At 72.3% G+C, this 14,648-nt stretch carries 16 protein-coding genes; 5 read left to right on the forward strand and 11 right to left on the reverse strand.

Annotation, left to right across the window (positions count from 1 at the left end):
• Positions 1-65: 65 nt before the first annotated feature.
• Entirely contained in the window at positions 66-1,010 is a 945-nt protein-coding gene (locus JOD65_RS18875) for a DUF1214 domain-containing protein (RefSeq protein WP_307821265.1), read from the forward strand.
• A gap of 34 nt (positions 1,011-1,044) precedes the next feature.
• Here the strand turns inward: JOD65_RS18875 and JOD65_RS18880 are convergent, their stop codons facing one another.
• The 4 genes from JOD65_RS18880 to paaK all read right to left on the reverse strand — a co-directional run bounded on the left by JOD65_RS18880 (position 1,045) and on the right by paaK (position 5,646).
• Complete coding sequence (locus JOD65_RS18880; RefSeq protein ID WP_191195059.1) at positions 1,045-1,386, reverse strand: methyltransferase family protein; 342 nt, start codon at positions 1,384-1,386, stop codon at positions 1,045-1,047.
• Between the two features lie 116 nt (positions 1,387-1,502).
• Positions 1,503-1,973: a DUF5709 domain-containing protein gene (locus JOD65_RS18885; protein WP_191195058.1), complete on the reverse strand. Its 471-nt coding sequence runs from the start codon at positions 1,971-1,973 to the stop codon at positions 1,503-1,505.
• A gap of 51 nt (positions 1,974-2,024) precedes the next feature.
• Complete coding sequence (locus JOD65_RS18890) at positions 2,025-4,139, reverse strand: DEAD/DEAH box helicase (protein ID WP_191195057.1); 2,115 nt, start codon at positions 4,137-4,139, stop codon at positions 2,025-2,027.
• Between the two features lie 199 nt (positions 4,140-4,338).
• A complete protein-coding gene (gene paaK / locus JOD65_RS18895; RefSeq protein WP_307821266.1) occupies positions 4,339-5,646 on the reverse strand; it encodes a phenylacetate--CoA ligase PaaK in 1,308 nt (435 codons plus the stop codon).
• Positions 5,647-5,693: 47 nt separating this feature from the next.
• On the opposite strand from paaK, the gene JOD65_RS18900 reads away from it, so the two are divergent.
• On the forward strand, positions 5,694-6,290 hold the full coding sequence (locus tag JOD65_RS18900) for a TetR/AcrR family transcriptional regulator (RefSeq protein ID WP_191195055.1): 597 nt from the start codon (positions 5,694-5,696) through the stop codon (positions 6,288-6,290).
• A 12-nt stretch (positions 6,291-6,302) separates the two neighbouring features.
• Here the strand turns inward: JOD65_RS18900 and JOD65_RS18905 are convergent, their stop codons facing one another.
• From JOD65_RS18905 to paaA, 7 genes are all read right to left on the reverse strand, one after another.
• Entirely contained in the window at positions 6,303-7,211 is a 909-nt protein-coding gene (locus JOD65_RS18905; protein ID WP_191195054.1) for an AMIN-like domain-containing (lipo)protein, read from the reverse strand.
• 79 nt (positions 7,212-7,290) lie between these two features.
• Positions 7,291-7,713 carry a hydroxyphenylacetyl-CoA thioesterase PaaI gene (paaI, locus tag JOD65_RS18910; RefSeq protein WP_191195053.1) on the reverse strand — a complete coding sequence of 141 codons (423 nt, stop codon included), beginning with the start codon at positions 7,711-7,713 and terminating at the stop codon, positions 7,291-7,293.
• The gene (paaE, locus tag JOD65_RS18915) at positions 7,706-8,773 is read right to left on the reverse strand and encodes a 1,2-phenylacetyl-CoA epoxidase subunit PaaE (protein ID WP_191195052.1); all 1,068 of its coding nucleotides are present in this window, start codon (positions 8,771-8,773) and stop codon (positions 7,706-7,708) included. Before paaE ends, paaI begins: the two co-directional genes overlap by 8 nt.
• 4 nt (positions 8,774-8,777) lie before the next feature.
• Entirely contained in the window at positions 8,778-9,326 is a 549-nt protein-coding gene (paaD, locus tag JOD65_RS18920) for a 1,2-phenylacetyl-CoA epoxidase subunit PaaD (protein WP_372440157.1), read from the reverse strand.
• Between the two features lie 5 nt (positions 9,327-9,331).
• Positions 9,332-10,270 (reverse strand): 1,2-phenylacetyl-CoA epoxidase subunit PaaC, encoded by a 939-nt coding sequence (gene paaC, locus JOD65_RS18925; protein WP_191195051.1) that lies wholly within the window; start codon positions 10,268-10,270, stop codon positions 9,332-9,334.
• A 91-nt stretch (positions 10,271-10,361) separates the two neighbouring features.
• Positions 10,362-10,724, reverse strand: coding sequence for a 1,2-phenylacetyl-CoA epoxidase subunit PaaB (paaB, locus tag JOD65_RS18930; protein ID WP_191195050.1), 363 nt, complete (start codon positions 10,722-10,724; stop codon positions 10,362-10,364).
• Positions 10,721-11,674 (reverse strand): 1,2-phenylacetyl-CoA epoxidase subunit PaaA, encoded by a 954-nt coding sequence (gene paaA, locus JOD65_RS18935; protein WP_191195049.1) that lies wholly within the window; start codon positions 11,672-11,674, stop codon positions 10,721-10,723. Before paaA ends, paaB begins: the two co-directional genes overlap by 4 nt.
• Before the next feature lie 143 nt (positions 11,675-11,817).
• Between paaA and paaZ the strand changes: the two genes are divergently transcribed.
• The 3 genes from paaZ to JOD65_RS18950 all read left to right on the forward strand — a co-directional run bounded on the left by paaZ (position 11,818) and on the right by JOD65_RS18950 (position 14,577).
• Entirely contained in the window at positions 11,818-13,848 is a 2,031-nt protein-coding gene (gene paaZ, locus JOD65_RS18940; protein WP_191195048.1) for a phenylacetic acid degradation bifunctional protein PaaZ, read from the forward strand.
• A gap of 179 nt (positions 13,849-14,027) precedes the next feature.
• Positions 14,028-14,327, forward strand: coding sequence for a hypothetical protein (locus JOD65_RS18945; RefSeq protein WP_191195047.1), 300 nt, complete (start codon positions 14,028-14,030; stop codon positions 14,325-14,327).
• Positions 14,328-14,358: 31 nt separating this feature from the next.
• Complete coding sequence (locus JOD65_RS18950) at positions 14,359-14,577, forward strand: PLDc N-terminal domain-containing protein (RefSeq protein WP_191195046.1); 219 nt, start codon at positions 14,359-14,361, stop codon at positions 14,575-14,577.
• The last annotated feature ends 71 nt before the right edge of the window (positions 14,578-14,648 follow it).

A 14,648-nucleotide genomic window follows, 5' to 3' on the forward strand; every position in this document is an offset into this window, starting at 1 on the left:
ACAGAGGGCCGGCCTCACCTGTGCTGGGTGAGCCTGCGCCGGACCGGTTCGCCGAGGATCGCGACGTGACTGCGACCCACGTGAACGTCGACAACTTCGCCCGGGCGGAGACCCACCGGATGATGGCCGACCTGCAGCGCGATGCCGGCGGCGTCAACAGGTTCGCGCACAACCGTGCACCCGCGGCGGTCGACAAGCAGACCGTCATCCGGATGAACCGCGACACGCTCTACAGCTTCGCGGTGGTCGACGTCGCCGCCGGGGCGACGCTCACCGTGCCGGACGCCGGGGACCGCTACCTGTCGGTGATGGCGGTCAACGAGGACCACCACATCAACCGGGTCTTCCACGACCCCGGCACGTACGAGCTCACGGCCGAGGACCTGGGCAGCACCTACGTGGTGCTCGCTGCCCGTACGTTGGTCGACCCGCAGGACCCGGACGACCTGGCAGCGGTCGCCTCCCTGCAGGACCGGCTCCTCCTCGACGTCGCAACCGACCGGGCCTTCACCCCGCCGGACTACGACACCGCGAGCCTGGACCGCACCCGCCAGGCCCTCCTGGGCCTGGCCGCCGACATGACGTCCTTCGAGTCGAGCTTCGGGCGGTCGCAGGACGTCGACCCGGTGCACCACGTGATCGGCTCTGCCGCCGGCTGGGGCGGTCTGCCCGACGCCGAGGCCACGTACGTCGGGGTCTCGCCCGGCCTGCCCGTCGACGAGTACGAGCTCACCGTCGGTACCGACGTGCCGGTCGACGGGTTCTGGTCGATCTCGGTCTACAACGCCGAGGGCTACTTCGAGCCCAACGAGCGCGACGCCTACAGCGTCAACAGCATCACCGCCGCTCGCAACGACGACGGCAGCGTCACGGTCCGCTTCGGCGGCGACGGCGACCCGGCACGCAACTCGCTGCCGATCACCGACGGCTGGAACTACCTGGTGCGCCTGTACCGCCCGCGCCCCGAGATCCTCAGCGGAGCGTGGACCTTCCCCACCCTCGCCACCTGACGAGGAGGGGCAGCGAGCGCGGCCCGGGCCCGACTCACAGCCAGCGGCGCACCCGGCGGGTGTAGGCGTCGTACTCCTCGCCGAAGCGCTCGCGGAGAAACCGCTCCTCCGGGCGGACGGCGCCCCACCAGACCAGGAGCCAGGAGACCGGCAGCGCCACGACGGCCCAGAGGCTCGGCACGAGGAGGGCGATGGCGAGGTGCAGCGCCAGCAGGCCGACGTACAGCGGGTTGCGGGAGAGCCGGTAGGGCCCCTCCTCGATGAGCGACATCGTCGCCCCGCCGGGCAGCAGCCCCGTCTCGTGGCGGGCGAAGAGCCACAGCGACCAGCCGTTCCAGACGGCGAAGGCCGCCAGCAGCGCCCAGCCCAGCGGCACCCGCCAGCCGCCGAGCTCGACGGGGTCCCCCCACGTCGCCGTGGCGAGGAGCCCGGCAAGGAGGGGTACGCCGATCGCGACCGGCGGCCAGAGCCGGAAGGAGACGGTGTCGTCGCTCAGTAGTCGTCGTCCTCCGGCGGCTCGGGCTCGCGGGTGATGTGCATGGCCGCCTCCTCGGCGGAGGCGCCGGCGCCGTCGATGCCGACGTCGTGGGCGAGCTCCTGCTTGTCGACGTCCTCCCCCATCCCGGAGTCGGGCGCGACCAGTCGGCCGGTCCGCTCGTCGGCCTCGTCGAGGCCGAGCTGCTCGTCGAGGGCGTTCTCGTCCTCGCGGTCGTCGTCGCGGTCGTCCTCGGCGTAGGGGTCGACGTCGGGCTCCTCCTCGGCGAGCTTCTCGTCGAGGGACTCCCCCTGCCGGCGCTCGGCCTCGGTCGGGTAGTCCTCGTAGCCCTTCGGCGCCCGGTCGGGCGGCGAGTAGCCCCGGTCGAGCACGTCCTCGAGGTCGCCGTCGTCCAGCGTGTCACCCGGCTGGAGCTGGTCCTCGTCGTCGATGGACATGTCGAGATAGGTCTCGCGTTCCTCGCTCATGCCTACAGGCCTACCGGAGCAGACCGGCCCGGACAAGGGCCGAGCGTCCTGTCAGCCGAGCTCGCGCTCCAGCGCGTCGGTGAGCAGGGCGACCAGGGCCTCGGTCTGGATGTTGGCCGAGGACCCGACTGCCTCGTCGGAGCCGTCGAGCGCGCGGGCGGCCAGGCCGGCCTTGGAGTCGATCAGCTCGGCGATGCGGGTGTCGATGGTCTGCGCGGCGATGATGCGCCACGCGGTCACCGGGTCGCTCTGGCCGATGCGGTGCACGCGATCGATCGCCTGGGTCTGCTCGGCGTCGGTCCACGACAGCTCCGAGAGCACGACGTTGGACGCGACCTGCAGGTTGACGCCGACGCCGGCGGCGGCCAGCGAGCAGACGATGACCTGGACCTCGGGGTCGTTGACGAACGACTCGATGGCCCGCTCGCGGGCGCGCGGGGTCTGGTCGCCGCGGATCGAGGTGTGCTTGAGGCCGCGGCGGGTGAAGGTCTCCTCCGCGATGTCCATGACGTCGACGTGGCGGGCGAAGAACACCACCTTGCCGACGTTGCGCGCGAGCTGGGCGGCGTAGTCGGCGGAGAGGCCGGCCTTGGCGCGCCCGATCCGGCGGAACATCGAGAAGACGTTCTCGCCGCCCGTGCCCTGGTCCATCTCCTCGCGCTCCCACGTCGCGACGCGGCGGACGAGCTCGTGGTCGATCCCGTCGACGACGGAGCCCGTACGACGGGTCTCCAGCGCGGCCCGGTAGCGCTGGACCAGTCGCCGGGCGAGGTCCTCCTCGGCCGCCCGGATCGAGCGGGTGTCCTCGTCGTCGAGCTCGACCGGGATGTCGGCGATGCGGCGGGCCGGGATGTCCTCGGCGACGTCGACCTTGCGACGCCGCACGATGCCCATGTCGATGACGGCCTTGCGCGCCGCGGGGTAGAACGCGTGGTCCGCGGGAGTCAGGTCGGTCTCCTCCAGCGACTCCATCAGCCGCGCCAGCGGCTTGGTGTCGTCGACCCAGCCGAGGAACTGCCAGATCGCGCGGAAGTCCTCGATGTCGTTGATCAGCGGGGTGCCGGTCAGCGCCATCAGCAGCGGGCGGGCGGTCCGGGCGCGGAGCCGCTCGGAGAGCTCGAGCACGTGACGCGAGCGCTGTGACGTCTTGTTCTTGATGAAGTGGGCCTCGTCGACCACCATGCTGCGGAAGCCGAACGAGCCCAGCCAGCCGGCGTGCCGGTCCAGGATCTCGTAGTTGACGATGATGACGTCGGCGAAGGCGTCGACCTGGCCGCCGTCACCGTGGATCACGGTGGCGCGGCGGCGGGGCGTCCAGCGCTCGGTCTCGCGGGCCCAGTTGGTCTTGACGACGTTGGGGCACACCACGAGCAGCGGGTAGGCGTCGGCGGCCTGCGCGGCGAGCAGCGCCTGCGCGGTCTTGCCGAGGCCGGGCTCGTCGGCCAGGAGGAAGGTGCGGTGCCCCTCAGCCGCGGCGGCGATCATGCGCGCCTGGTGCGGCATCAGCTCGAGCTTGCCGGGGGCGTTGAGCGAGGTGGCCTCCGGCAGGTCCATGCACGAGGAGGAGCCGCCGAGCTCGAAGGAGCGGAACAGGGGGCCGAGCAGCTCCCACGACGACAGCCGGCCGTGGACGCTGCGGCGCTCGCGGCCGATGCCGAAGTCGGGCACGAGGAAGGGGTTGGCCAGCTGGTGCTGGAGGACCGACTGCGGCACGACGCGGCGCTCACCGAGCCCCGGGCCGGCCTCGTCGTCGGGCTTCGGCTCCTCGGGCGCGACCTCGACGCCCGCCTTGCGCAGCATCTCCAGGCGCAGGTCGCGGGCGGAGTCGGTGACGACGGACTCCTCGGAGAGCAGGCCGAACAGCGAGGGGTCGCGGGTCGCGGTCTTGGCGAGGATCGTCGCGATGCCGTCGAGGCGCTTGAGCTCGTCGGCCTTCTGGGCGTCGGTGAGCTCTGCCGAGGCGCGGACGTCGGTGCGGTGCTCGCGCACCAGCAGCGCGACCACCTGGAAGCGCACCCGCTGTCCGGGGGCGAGCGGGCCACGCTGGACGGCCGACTCGAGCTCGCGGACGGCGCGCGCCAGGACGGGCACGATGCCCTCGTTGTCCTTGTGGCGGGCGTGCGCAGGGGTGCGGCGGCTGCCGCGTTGACGCTGGCGCTGGGCCAAGGTGGTCCTCCCGGACTGGGGTACGCGTCGTGGACCAGGCGAGCCCGTGTCGGCTCTGCCTGCACGCACGGCGTGGAGGTGTGGAGCGGGCGCCAGGTGCGCGGTGTCCGGCGGATCGGGGGTGATCACAGCGGCACGGCGTCTGGAACGCTGCCTCCACTGTAGCCCCCGACGGCCCGTTGCCGGTAAATATCCCCGGTCAGCGCGCCGCGCGGTGGTCGACGATCCGCCGCATCTTGCCGACCGAGCGCTCGATCGAGGCCACGTCGACGACGTCGACCCCGACACTGACGCCGATGGACGCCTTGATCCGGTGCGCCAGCTCGGTCTGCGCGGCGGCGGCCTCCGCGTCGGTCGTGGCGTCGCGTCGCTCGACGCGGACCGTCAGCGTGTCGAGGTTGCCGCTGCGGTCGAGGTGGCACTGGAAGTGCGGGGACAGGGTCGGGATGCCGAGCACGATCTCCTCGATCTGCGTCGGGAAGAGGTTGACCCCGCGCAGGATGATCATGTCGTCGGTGCGACCGGTGATCTTCTCCATCCGGCGCATGCTGCGCGCGGTGCCGGGCAGCAGCCGGGTCAGGTCGCGGGTGCGGTAGCGGATCACCGGCATCGCCTGCTTGGTGAGGGTGGTGAAGACCAGCTCGCCCTCCTCGCCGTCGGGCAGCACCTCGCCGGTCACCGGGTCGATGACCTCGGGGTAGAAGTGGTCCTCCCACACGTGCAGGCCGTCCTTGGTCTCGACACACTCGCTCGCCACGCCGGGGCCGATCACCTCGGACAGGCCGTAGATGTCGACCGCGTGCATGTCGGTGCGCTCCTCCATCTCGCGGCGCATGTCGTTGGTCCACGGCTCGGCGCCGAAGATGCCGACCTTCAGCGACGTCGAGCGTGGGTCGACGCCTTGCGCCTCGAGCTCGTCGAGGATCGAGAGCATGTAGGACGGCGTCACCATGATGATCTCGGGCTCGAAGTCCAAGATCAGCTGCACCTGGCGCTGCGTCATGCCGCCCGAGACGGGCACGACCGTGCACCCGAGCCGCTCGGCCCCGGCGTGCGCGCCCAGACCGCCGGTGAAGAGCCCGTAGCCGTAGGCGTTGTGCAGCACCATCCCGCGCCGCCCGCCCGCCGCCCGGATCGACCTCGCCACGACGTCGGCCCACATGTCGAGGTCGTCGCGCGTGTAGCCGACGACGGTCGGCTTGCCGGTCGTCCCGCTGGAGGCGTGCAGGCGTACGACGTCCTCGCGCGGGACGGCGAACATGCCGAAGGGGTAGTTGTCGCGCAGCGTCGCCTTGCTGGTGAACGGCAGCCTCGCCAGGTCCTCCAGCGACCGTACGTCGTCGGGTGCCACGCCGGCCTCGTCGAAGGCGCGGCGGTAGTGCGCGACGTGGTCGTAGGCGTGCCGCACGGACCGCTGGAGCCGTTCGAGCTGCAGCGCGCGCAGCTCCTCGACCGGGGCGGTCTCGATCGGGTCCAGGTCGCCGGGCTGGGGAGTCAGGTCGATCACGGTGTGGTCCTCCGGTCGCGCGTGGTGGGTCGTGAGAACGTTCATCCATGTCAGAGCCCGTACGACGGGGCCGGCCCGGCCACGACCAGCAGACGGTCCTGCGCGTCGCGATCGAGCTCTTCAACCGGCAAGGCTACGACGCCGCGAGCATGGGCGACCTGGCTCGCGAGCTCGGGCTGACGAAGTCGGCGATCTACCACCACGTGCCGAGCAAGGAGCACCTGCTCGAGCGGGCGCTGGACGAGGCGCTCGACGAGCTCACGGCCGCTCTCGACACCGTGCACGCCGACCTGTCCCACACGCCCGAGGAGCGGCTGCGCGCCGCCGTGCGCAGCAGCGTCGTCGTGCTGGCCGAGCACCTGCCCGCCGTCACCCTGCTGCTGCGGGTGCGGGGCAACACCCCCGCGGAGCAGAACGCGCTCGCCCGTCGGCGCGACATCGACCACCGGCTGGCCGAGATGGTGCGGGAGGCCGCCGACACCGGCGCCATCCGCGCCGACATCGACCCGCTGCTCGCCAGCCGGTTGCTGTTCGGGATGGTCAACTCGATGACGGAGTGGCTCCGCGACGGCAGCGACGTCGACGCGCTGGCCGACACCATCACCACGCTCGCCTTCGACGGCCTGGTGCGACACCGAGCCTGACGGCCCGTCGGCTCAGGGCTCGAGGCAGGCGGGGGTCGAGTCGCCCGGCCCGTCGGGGTCGAGCGTGCTCCCGGCCGCGTCGCGCAGCACGACGCGGTCGACGGTCGGCAGCTGCTTGAGGGTCGGCAGCACCTCGCCGGCGATGCTCACGGTGGCGCCGCCGCTGCGGCAGCGGCCCGTGAGCCGCAGGTCGGCCGTGCCGCCCGCGACCGTGAGGTCGTCGTACCCGGTGGCGCCGGAGCGCAACAGGCGCAGGCCGCGCGCCCGCTCCCCCGCCAGCGGACCGGCGAAGAGGCGGTCCATCAGCCCGGTGGCGGGTGCGCCGGGAACCACCGGGCGGCGGACGGCGACGAAGAACGGCTCCTGGTTGTCGACGAACCGGTCCCGGTCGAGGAACCACACCTTGCGCTGCACGGTGGCGAATCCGGCGCCGACCTCGACGACCACCCGCGGCGGCGCCTGCAGCGTCGTGACCCGGACGGGCGTGCGCTTCGCCAGGCCCAGGCCGTACGTCGTCACGGCCTCGAAGTCGCCCGCCCGCACGGCGGTCATCACGTTGGGCAGGGCGTACGCGACGCGGCGCGGCGCCGCGGTCGGCGAGCCGTCGTCTGTGTGCGCCTGGGCGCGTTCGAAGCGCACCCGGAGCAGGGCCTGACCGGCGACGCGGACGCGGCGACCGGAGCCGTCGGCGAACAGCCGGTCGACGTAGCCGACCTGACGGTTCGCGGGCAGGCCGCCCCTGAACTCGAAGACGACGCGGTCGACCCCGTCCCGGTGGGCCGCCCGCACGGCGACGAGCACCGGCGTCGTGGGCGCGGACGACGCTCGCCCGGCGCCGGAGGACGCCGGCCCCGGCGCCAGGACGAGCGGCACGGCGAGCACGAGTGCCACCAGCGAGGACAGCAACCACCAGACCTTCATGACCGACCTCCAGGCACGCGGACCCGTCCCACGGTAGGGCTCATCGACGAGCGCGGGAAGTGCCCTCCGGACGGTCCGGTCAGGTGCGCGGAGCCAGCGAGCGGCTGCGGCCGCGGAACTCGGCCACCACGGTGCCCTCGACCCGCACGGTGACGTCGTACAGGCCGCTGCGGCCGCGCAGGGCCACCTCGCGCGCGTGGGCGTCGAGCACCTGACCGCGCCGCGCGGGCTCGAGGAAGTCGACCTCGAAGCCGGCCGCGACGGTCACGGGGCCGCGGGAGTTGCAGGCGAGCGCGAACGCCGAGTCGGCGAGGCTCGCGATCAGGCCGCCGTGGCACAGGTCGTGGCCGTTGACCATGTCGGGTCGCACGACCATCGACACCCGCGCCTCCCCCGGGCCGATCTCGACGAGCCGCATCCCGAGCGCGGCGCTGGCGGCGTCGGCGGCCCACATCGCGCGGGCCTGCTCGAACGTCGCGTCGGGCGGTGCGGCGTCAGGCATCGAAGTCGACGGTGACGGCGTCACTGACCGGGAAGGTCTGGCAGGTCAGCACGAACTGCTGCTCGACCTCCTCGGGCTCGAGGGCGTAGTTGCGCACCATCTCCACCTCGCCGTCGACGACCTTGGCCCGGCAGGTGCCGCAGACGCCGCCCTTGCAGGCGAACGGCAGGTCGCTGCGCACCGCCTGGGCCGAGTCGAGCACGGTCGCGTCGCGCGGCATCGGCGTGGTCGTCGTACGCCCGTCGAGCACGACCGTCACGTCGCTGGTCACGCCCTCGACCACCCGGTCGGCGTGACGAAGCTCCGGCGGCGGCTCGTCGACGTAGAACAGCTCGAAGTGCACCTTCTCCTTCGGCACGCCGAGCTCGGCGAGGACGGTACGGGCGTCCTCGATGAGGCCGTGCGGCCCGCAGAGCCAGACGTGGTCGATCGAGGCGAGGTGCACCTTCAGCGGCAGCAGGCGCCGGAGCCGGTCGGCGTCGAGGCGGCCGGAGAACAGCTCGACGTCGCGGGGCTCGCGGGACAGCACGTGGACGAGGTCGAAACGGGGCCCGTGGAGGTTCTTCAGGTCGCTGAGCTCCTCGGCGAACATCACCGAGGTCGTCTCGCGGTTGCCGTAGAGCAGCGTGACGGTGCTGGCCGGGTTGGCGAGCACGGAGGCCGCGATCGAGACCATCGGCGTGATGCCGGAGCCGGCGGCGATGCAGAGGTGGCGGCCCGGGCTCGCCGGGTCGGCGCGGAAGCTGCCGGTGGGTGGGGCGACCTCGACGGGCTCCCCCGGACCGACCTCGCGGATGAGCCACGACGAGAACATCCCGCCGGGGATCTCGCGGACGCCGATCCGCGGCGCCCCGCCGGCGGGCGCACAGATGGAGTAGGAGCGGCGGTGCTCAACGCCGTCGACGACGCGGCGCAGCGTCAGCGACTCCCCCGGCTCGAAGGCGTACAGCTCACGCAGGTCGTCGGGCACGTCGAAGGTGACGGCGGCGGAGTCGTCGGTCAGGGGCTCGACGTCGCGCACCGTCAGCCGGTGGAAGGTCGGGCTGGGACTGGGAGCCATGCGATCAGATCTCCTTCACGTGGTCGAAGGGCTCGCGACAGTCGACACAGCGGTACTGCGCCTTGCAGGCCGTCGAGCCGAACTCCGAGACCAGCTCGGTGGCGGGCGAGTCGCACTGCGGGCAGCGGACCTGGCGCGCGGTCGGCAGGAGGGTCAACGGGATCGGTCCGGTCGTCGAGGGCGCCGGTCCGGGAGGAGAGATGCCGGCTGCGGCGAGCGCGGCGCGGCCCTGCGGGGTGATCCAGTCGGTCGTCCAGGCGGGGTCGAGGCTCACGCGCACCTCGACGCGGTCGAAGCCCGCCCCCTGCAGCTCGCGCACCAGGTCGTCGCGCATCGTCGCCATCGCCGGGCAGCCGGAGTAGGTGGGCGTGATGTCGACGACCACGTGGGAGGCGCCGACCACGTCGACGTCGCGCAGCACCCCGAGGTCGACCAGGGTGAGCATGGGCAGCTCGGGGTCGGTGACCCGCTCAGCGACCGTCCGGGCTCGATGCAGCTGCCGTCTCGGTGATCGAGTAGCGCGAGAGGAACGAGTGGGCGTATCGAGATTCACTCCACTCACCACTGACCCATCGGGTGCGAGCGGGCCACGGACTGCATCTCGGCGAGCAGCCGCCCGAGCGCCTCGCCGTGCATCCCGTCGCGGCCGGTGCGGCCCAGCACCCCGGCACGGCGGGGCGCCTCGGGCCGCGGCACGTCAGCCGCCTCGAGCACCTGGTCGAGCACGCCCTCGGCGGCCTCGCGGACAGCGGAGGGGTCGATGCCGACGCCCGCCCCTGCGGCGGCCGCCTCGACGGGGTGGGTGTCGAACAGCTCGGGCCACAGCGGCCAGAGCGCGTCGAGCGCGGCGAGCAGTCGTCGGCGGGACTCGTCGGTGCCCTGGGCGAGGGTGACGAACCACCGCGCCGAGTAGTCGCGGTGGTAGGCCAGCTCCTTGACGCCCTTGGTCGCGACGGCGGCGAGCACGTGGTCGCGGCTGGCGCGGAGGCGCTCGAAGGTCGCGAGCCGCCAGACCGAGAACAGCAGCACCCGCACGACCGCGTCGGCGAAGTCGCCGTTGACGAGCTCGGTGAGGCGGACGTTGCGGAACTGGTGGGCCTCACGGAAGTACGCGATCGCGTCCTCCGGCGGCGCCGGCGAGCCCTCGGGCAGCACCGGCACGACCGACTCGTCCGCCTTCGCGGCGCGGGCGAGCAGCAGGCGTGCCTGGCCGAGCAGGTCGAGCGCGATGTTGGACAGCGCGATGTCGTCCTCGAGGTCGGGCGCGTTGCTCGTCCACTCCGAGATCCGGTGCGACATCACGAGCGCGTCGTCGCCCAGCATCAGGGCGTACGCCGCCAGGGTCGGCGCGTCGACGCCCTCCGGGATCGTCGTGTCGACGCCCGCGAGCGGGTCCTCGAAGTCGGTGCCGAAGGCCCAGTGGGCGTCGTTGACGAGCAGGCCGGAGTAGGCGCTGTCGTGCTCGTCCTCTGCAGAGGTGTGTACGTGGTCAGCCATCAGCTGTGTCCGCCGATCTTCGGTGGGAACGGGGTCCCCGCGGCGTTGTTCTGGAGGAGCGCAGCGGGGGAAGAAGAACGTCGTGGGGTGTTCACATATGAGGGACGTTGTCGGGGATGTCGTAGAAGGTCGGGTGGCGGTAGACCTTGTCGCCGCTCGGGGCGAACATCGGGTCCTTCTCGTCGGGGCTCGAGGCGGTGATCGCGTCGGCCCGCACCACCCAGATGCTCACACCCTCGTTGCGACGCGTGTAGACGTCGCGTGCGTGGAGCAGGGCCATCCGGTCGTCGGCGGCGTGGAGCGACCCGACGTGGACGTGGTTGAGCCCGCGCTTGCCGCGGACGAAGACCTCGTAGAGCGGCCACTCCGGCTCGGGCGGCGTGACGCCCTGCCCCGTCGGCACGTCCTTCAGGGGTACGGCGCCGTGGCCGCCCTCGGCGGAGAGCTCGCTCATGCGGTCACCTCCCGCTGGCGGGCGGCGTACGCGGTCGCGGCCTCGCGCACCCATGCGCCCTCCTCGTGGGCGCGGCGGCGGTGGGCCATCCGCTGGGCGTTGCAGGGACCGTTGCCCTTCACGCCCTCCATGAACTCGTCCCAGTCGGGCTGGCCGAAGTCGTGGTGGCCGCGCTCCTCGTTCCAGCGCAGCTCCGGGTCGGGGAGGGTGACGCCGAGCGCATCGGCCTGCGGCACGGACATGTCGACGAACTTCTGCCGCAGCTCGTCGTTGGTGTGGCGCTTGATGCCCCACGCCATCGACTGGGCGGTGTTGGGCGACGCGTCGTCGGGCGGGCCGAACATCATCAGCGCCGGCCACCAGAACCGGTCGACCGACTCCTGCACCATCGCGCGCTGCTCCTCGGTGCCGCGCATCATCGTGGCGAGCAGCTCGTAACCCTGACGCTGGTGGAAGGACTCCTCCTTGCAGACGCGGATCATCGCGCGGCCGTAGGGCCCGTAGGAGGTGCGGCAGAGCGGCACCTGGTTGCAGATGGCGGCGCCGTCGACGAGCCAGCCGATCGTGCCGACGTCGGCGTACGACAGCGTCGGGTAGTTGAAGATCGAGGAGTACTTCTGCTTGCCCGCGATCAGCAGCTCGGTGAGCTCGAGGCGGGAGACGCCGAGGGTCTCGGCCGCCGAGTAGAGGTAGAGCCCGTGACCGGCCTCGTCCTGAACCTTGGCGAGCAGGATGGCCTTGCGCCGCAGGCTGGGCGCGCGGCCGATCCAGTTGCCCTCGGGCTGCATCCCGATGATCTCGCTGTGGGCGTGCTGGGCGATCTGGCGCACGAGGGTCTTGCGATAGCCCTCCGGCATCCAGTCGCGCGGCTCGATCCGCTCGTTGCGCGCGACCGTGGCCTCGAACCCGGCCTCGAGGTCACGCTCGGTGGGGGTCTCGGTGAGTGTCATCCGTCCTCCGGCACAGGGGCGACGTGGGGTTTCCGACCGCATTTACTGACCGATCGGTCTGCTATTAGTGTGTCACCAGTCACTCCGGCGCGCAAACACCGGCTGCCCTGACGAACCGCACCCCGATCCCGAGGGAGACCCCCGTGACCCGACTGCTCGAGAGCTATGCCGCCGGACGGTGGTACGCCGCCTCCACGGAGGGCCACCCGCTCCTGGACGCTGCCACCGGCGAGGAGGTCGCGCGGATCTCCAGCGCCGGCCTCGACCTCGGCGCGATGGCCCACCACGCGCGCACGGTGGGTGGGCCGGCGATCGGCGAGCTGACCTTCCACGAGCGCGCGCTGCTCCTCAAGGAGCTGGCCACGCACCTGACCGGGCTCAAGGACGAGTTCTACGAGCTCTCGCTGGCCACCGGCGCGACCCGACGCGACTCGATGATCGACATCGACGGCGGCTTCGGCACCGTGTTCAGCTACTCCTCCAAGGGGCGCCGCGAGCTGCCCAACGCCCACGTGGTGTGCGACGGCGACCTCGAGCAGCTCGGCCGCACCGGCGTCTTCCTCGGCCAGCACGTCTACACCTCGCGCCCCGGCGTCGCCGTGCAGATCAACGCCTTCAACTTCCCCGTCTGGGGGATGCTCGAGAAGCTCGCGCCGGCCTTCATCGCCGGCCTCCCGACGATCGTGAAGCCCGCCAGCCAGACGGCCTACCTGACCGAGCTCGTGGTGCGCCGCATCGTCGAGGCGGGGATCCTGCCCGAGGGCTCGCTCCAGCTGCTCTCCGGATCGGCCGGCGACCTGCTCGACCACCTCGGCGTCCAGGACTCGGTGGCCTTCACCGGCTCCGCGCACACCGCCGGGATCCTGCGCCAGCACCCCTCGGTGCTCCACGGCGGCGTCCAGCTCCAGGTCGAGGCCGACTCGCTCAACTGCTCGGTGCTCGGGCCCGACGTCACGTCGAGCGACCCGGAGTGGGACCTGTTCGTCAAGGGCGTCGTCACCGAGATGACCGCCAAGGCGGGACAGAAGTGCACGGCCATCCGTCGGGTCATCGTGCCGTCGGCCGTGGCCGACGAGATGACCGACGCGGTCGCAGCGAAGCTCGCGACGATCACGGTCGGCGACCCCGGCGACGAGTCCGTGCGGATGGGCCCGCTCGCCTCGCTCGGGCAGCGCGAGGAGGTCCGCAAGGCCGTCGAGGCCCTTCGATCCTCGGCCGACGTCGTCCTCGGCGACCCGGCCGCGACCACCGGGTTCGCCGGCGACGGCGAGCGCGGCGCCTTCATGTCACCGGTGCTGCTCCGGGCCCGCGCCGGTGCGGTCGAGCCGCACGACGTCGAGCCCTTCGGTCCGGTGTCGACCGTGATGGCGTACGACAGCCTCGACGAGGCGGTCACGCTCGCCGCGCGCGGCAAGGGCTCGCTGGTCGGCTCGGTCGTCACCCACGACCCGGACGTCGCCCGCACCCTGGTGCTCGGCCTCGCGCCGTGGCACGGCCGGATCCTCGTGCTCGACCGCGACGACGCACCCGAGTCGACGGGCCACGGCTCTCCCCTGCCGATGCTCGTGCACGGCGGCCCCGGTCGCGCCGGCGGCGGCGAGGAGCTCGGCGGCGTCCGCGGCGTGCTCCACCACATGCAGCGCTCCGCGATCCAGGCCTCCCCCGACATGCTCACCGCGATCACCGGCCGGTGGACGCGCGGCTCGCAGCGCAACGAGACGCCCGAGCACCCCTTCCGCCACTCGCTCGCCACGCTGGAGGTCGGCGACACGATCGCCTCCGCGTCGCGGGTGATCTCGCGCGAGGACATCGACCACTTCTCCGACTTCACCGGCGACACGTTCTACGCCCACACCGACCCCGAGGCGGCGGCGCAGAACCCGCTCTTCGGCGGGATCGTCGCCCACGGCTACCTCATCGTGTCGATGGCAGCCGGTCTGTTCGTCGACCCCGCCCCGGGCCCGGTGCTCGCCAACTTCGGCGTCGACAACCTCCGCTTCCTGACCCCGGTGAAGGCCGGCGACTCGATCCGGGTGACGCTGACCGTCAAGCAGATCACCCCGCGCTCCTCGGCCGACTACGGCGAGGTCCGCTGGGACGCGTTGGTCACCAACCAGGACGACGAGCCCGTCGCGACGTACGACGTGCTGACACTGGTCGCCAAGGAGGCCTGACCGCTCTCACTGCGCCGCACCGGGCGGTGCGCCACCCACATTCCGCAGCCGCGGGATGTGGGTGGGCCACCGCCCGCGGGCGCGGCGCCGCGCGACACGCGGCCAGCGGTGTCCAGACCACCTTCCGGCGGGCCGGAATGTCGCTGGGCCACCGCTCGGGCGCTCGCTAGCGTGCCGCCATGACCAGAGCCACCCAGCGCGTCATCGGGATCGTCGTCCTCCTCGTCCTCGGCATCCTCAGCCTGCCCGCGGCGGCGTCCGTCCTCGACGGCCAGGGCACGGAGAACTGGATCGTCCCGGTGCAGCTCGTCGCGATGGCGGCGATCGGCGCCGCGGTCACCATCGCGCTCCCCGGGCTGGCCCGCGAGGGCGCGACCACCGGGCGCCGGGCGATGACCGGTGCCTGGTGGGGCCTGCTGGCCGCGGCCGTGGGGGTGGTCGTCTTCTGGCTGCTGCTCAGCGGCTTCGGTGGTGCGTGAGGGCCCGGCGCCCTCCCGGTAGGTTGCGGTCATGGCACAGAAGAAGTCCTGGGGCGACATGACGCCCACGCAGAAGAAGATCGTCGCGGTGGCCGGGATCGTCGAGGTCGCCGTCACCGCGTGGTGCGCCAGGGACCTCAAGCAGCGCCCCGCCGAGCTCGTGCGCGGACCCAAGCTGCTGTGGGTGCCGGCCCTCTCGGTGCAGCCGGTCGGCCCACTCGCCTACCTACTGGTGGGCCGCAAGCGCTGACGCATCGGTGACCCTCGGCCCCCACCTCCGGGACCTCGTGCCCTGACGTACGCCGGTCGCGCGTCGCAGGC

The sequence above is a fragment of the Nocardioides cavernae genome (assembly GCF_016907475.1).
GTDB lineage: Bacteria > Actinomycetota > Actinomycetes > Propionibacteriales > Nocardioidaceae > Nocardioides > Nocardioides cavernae.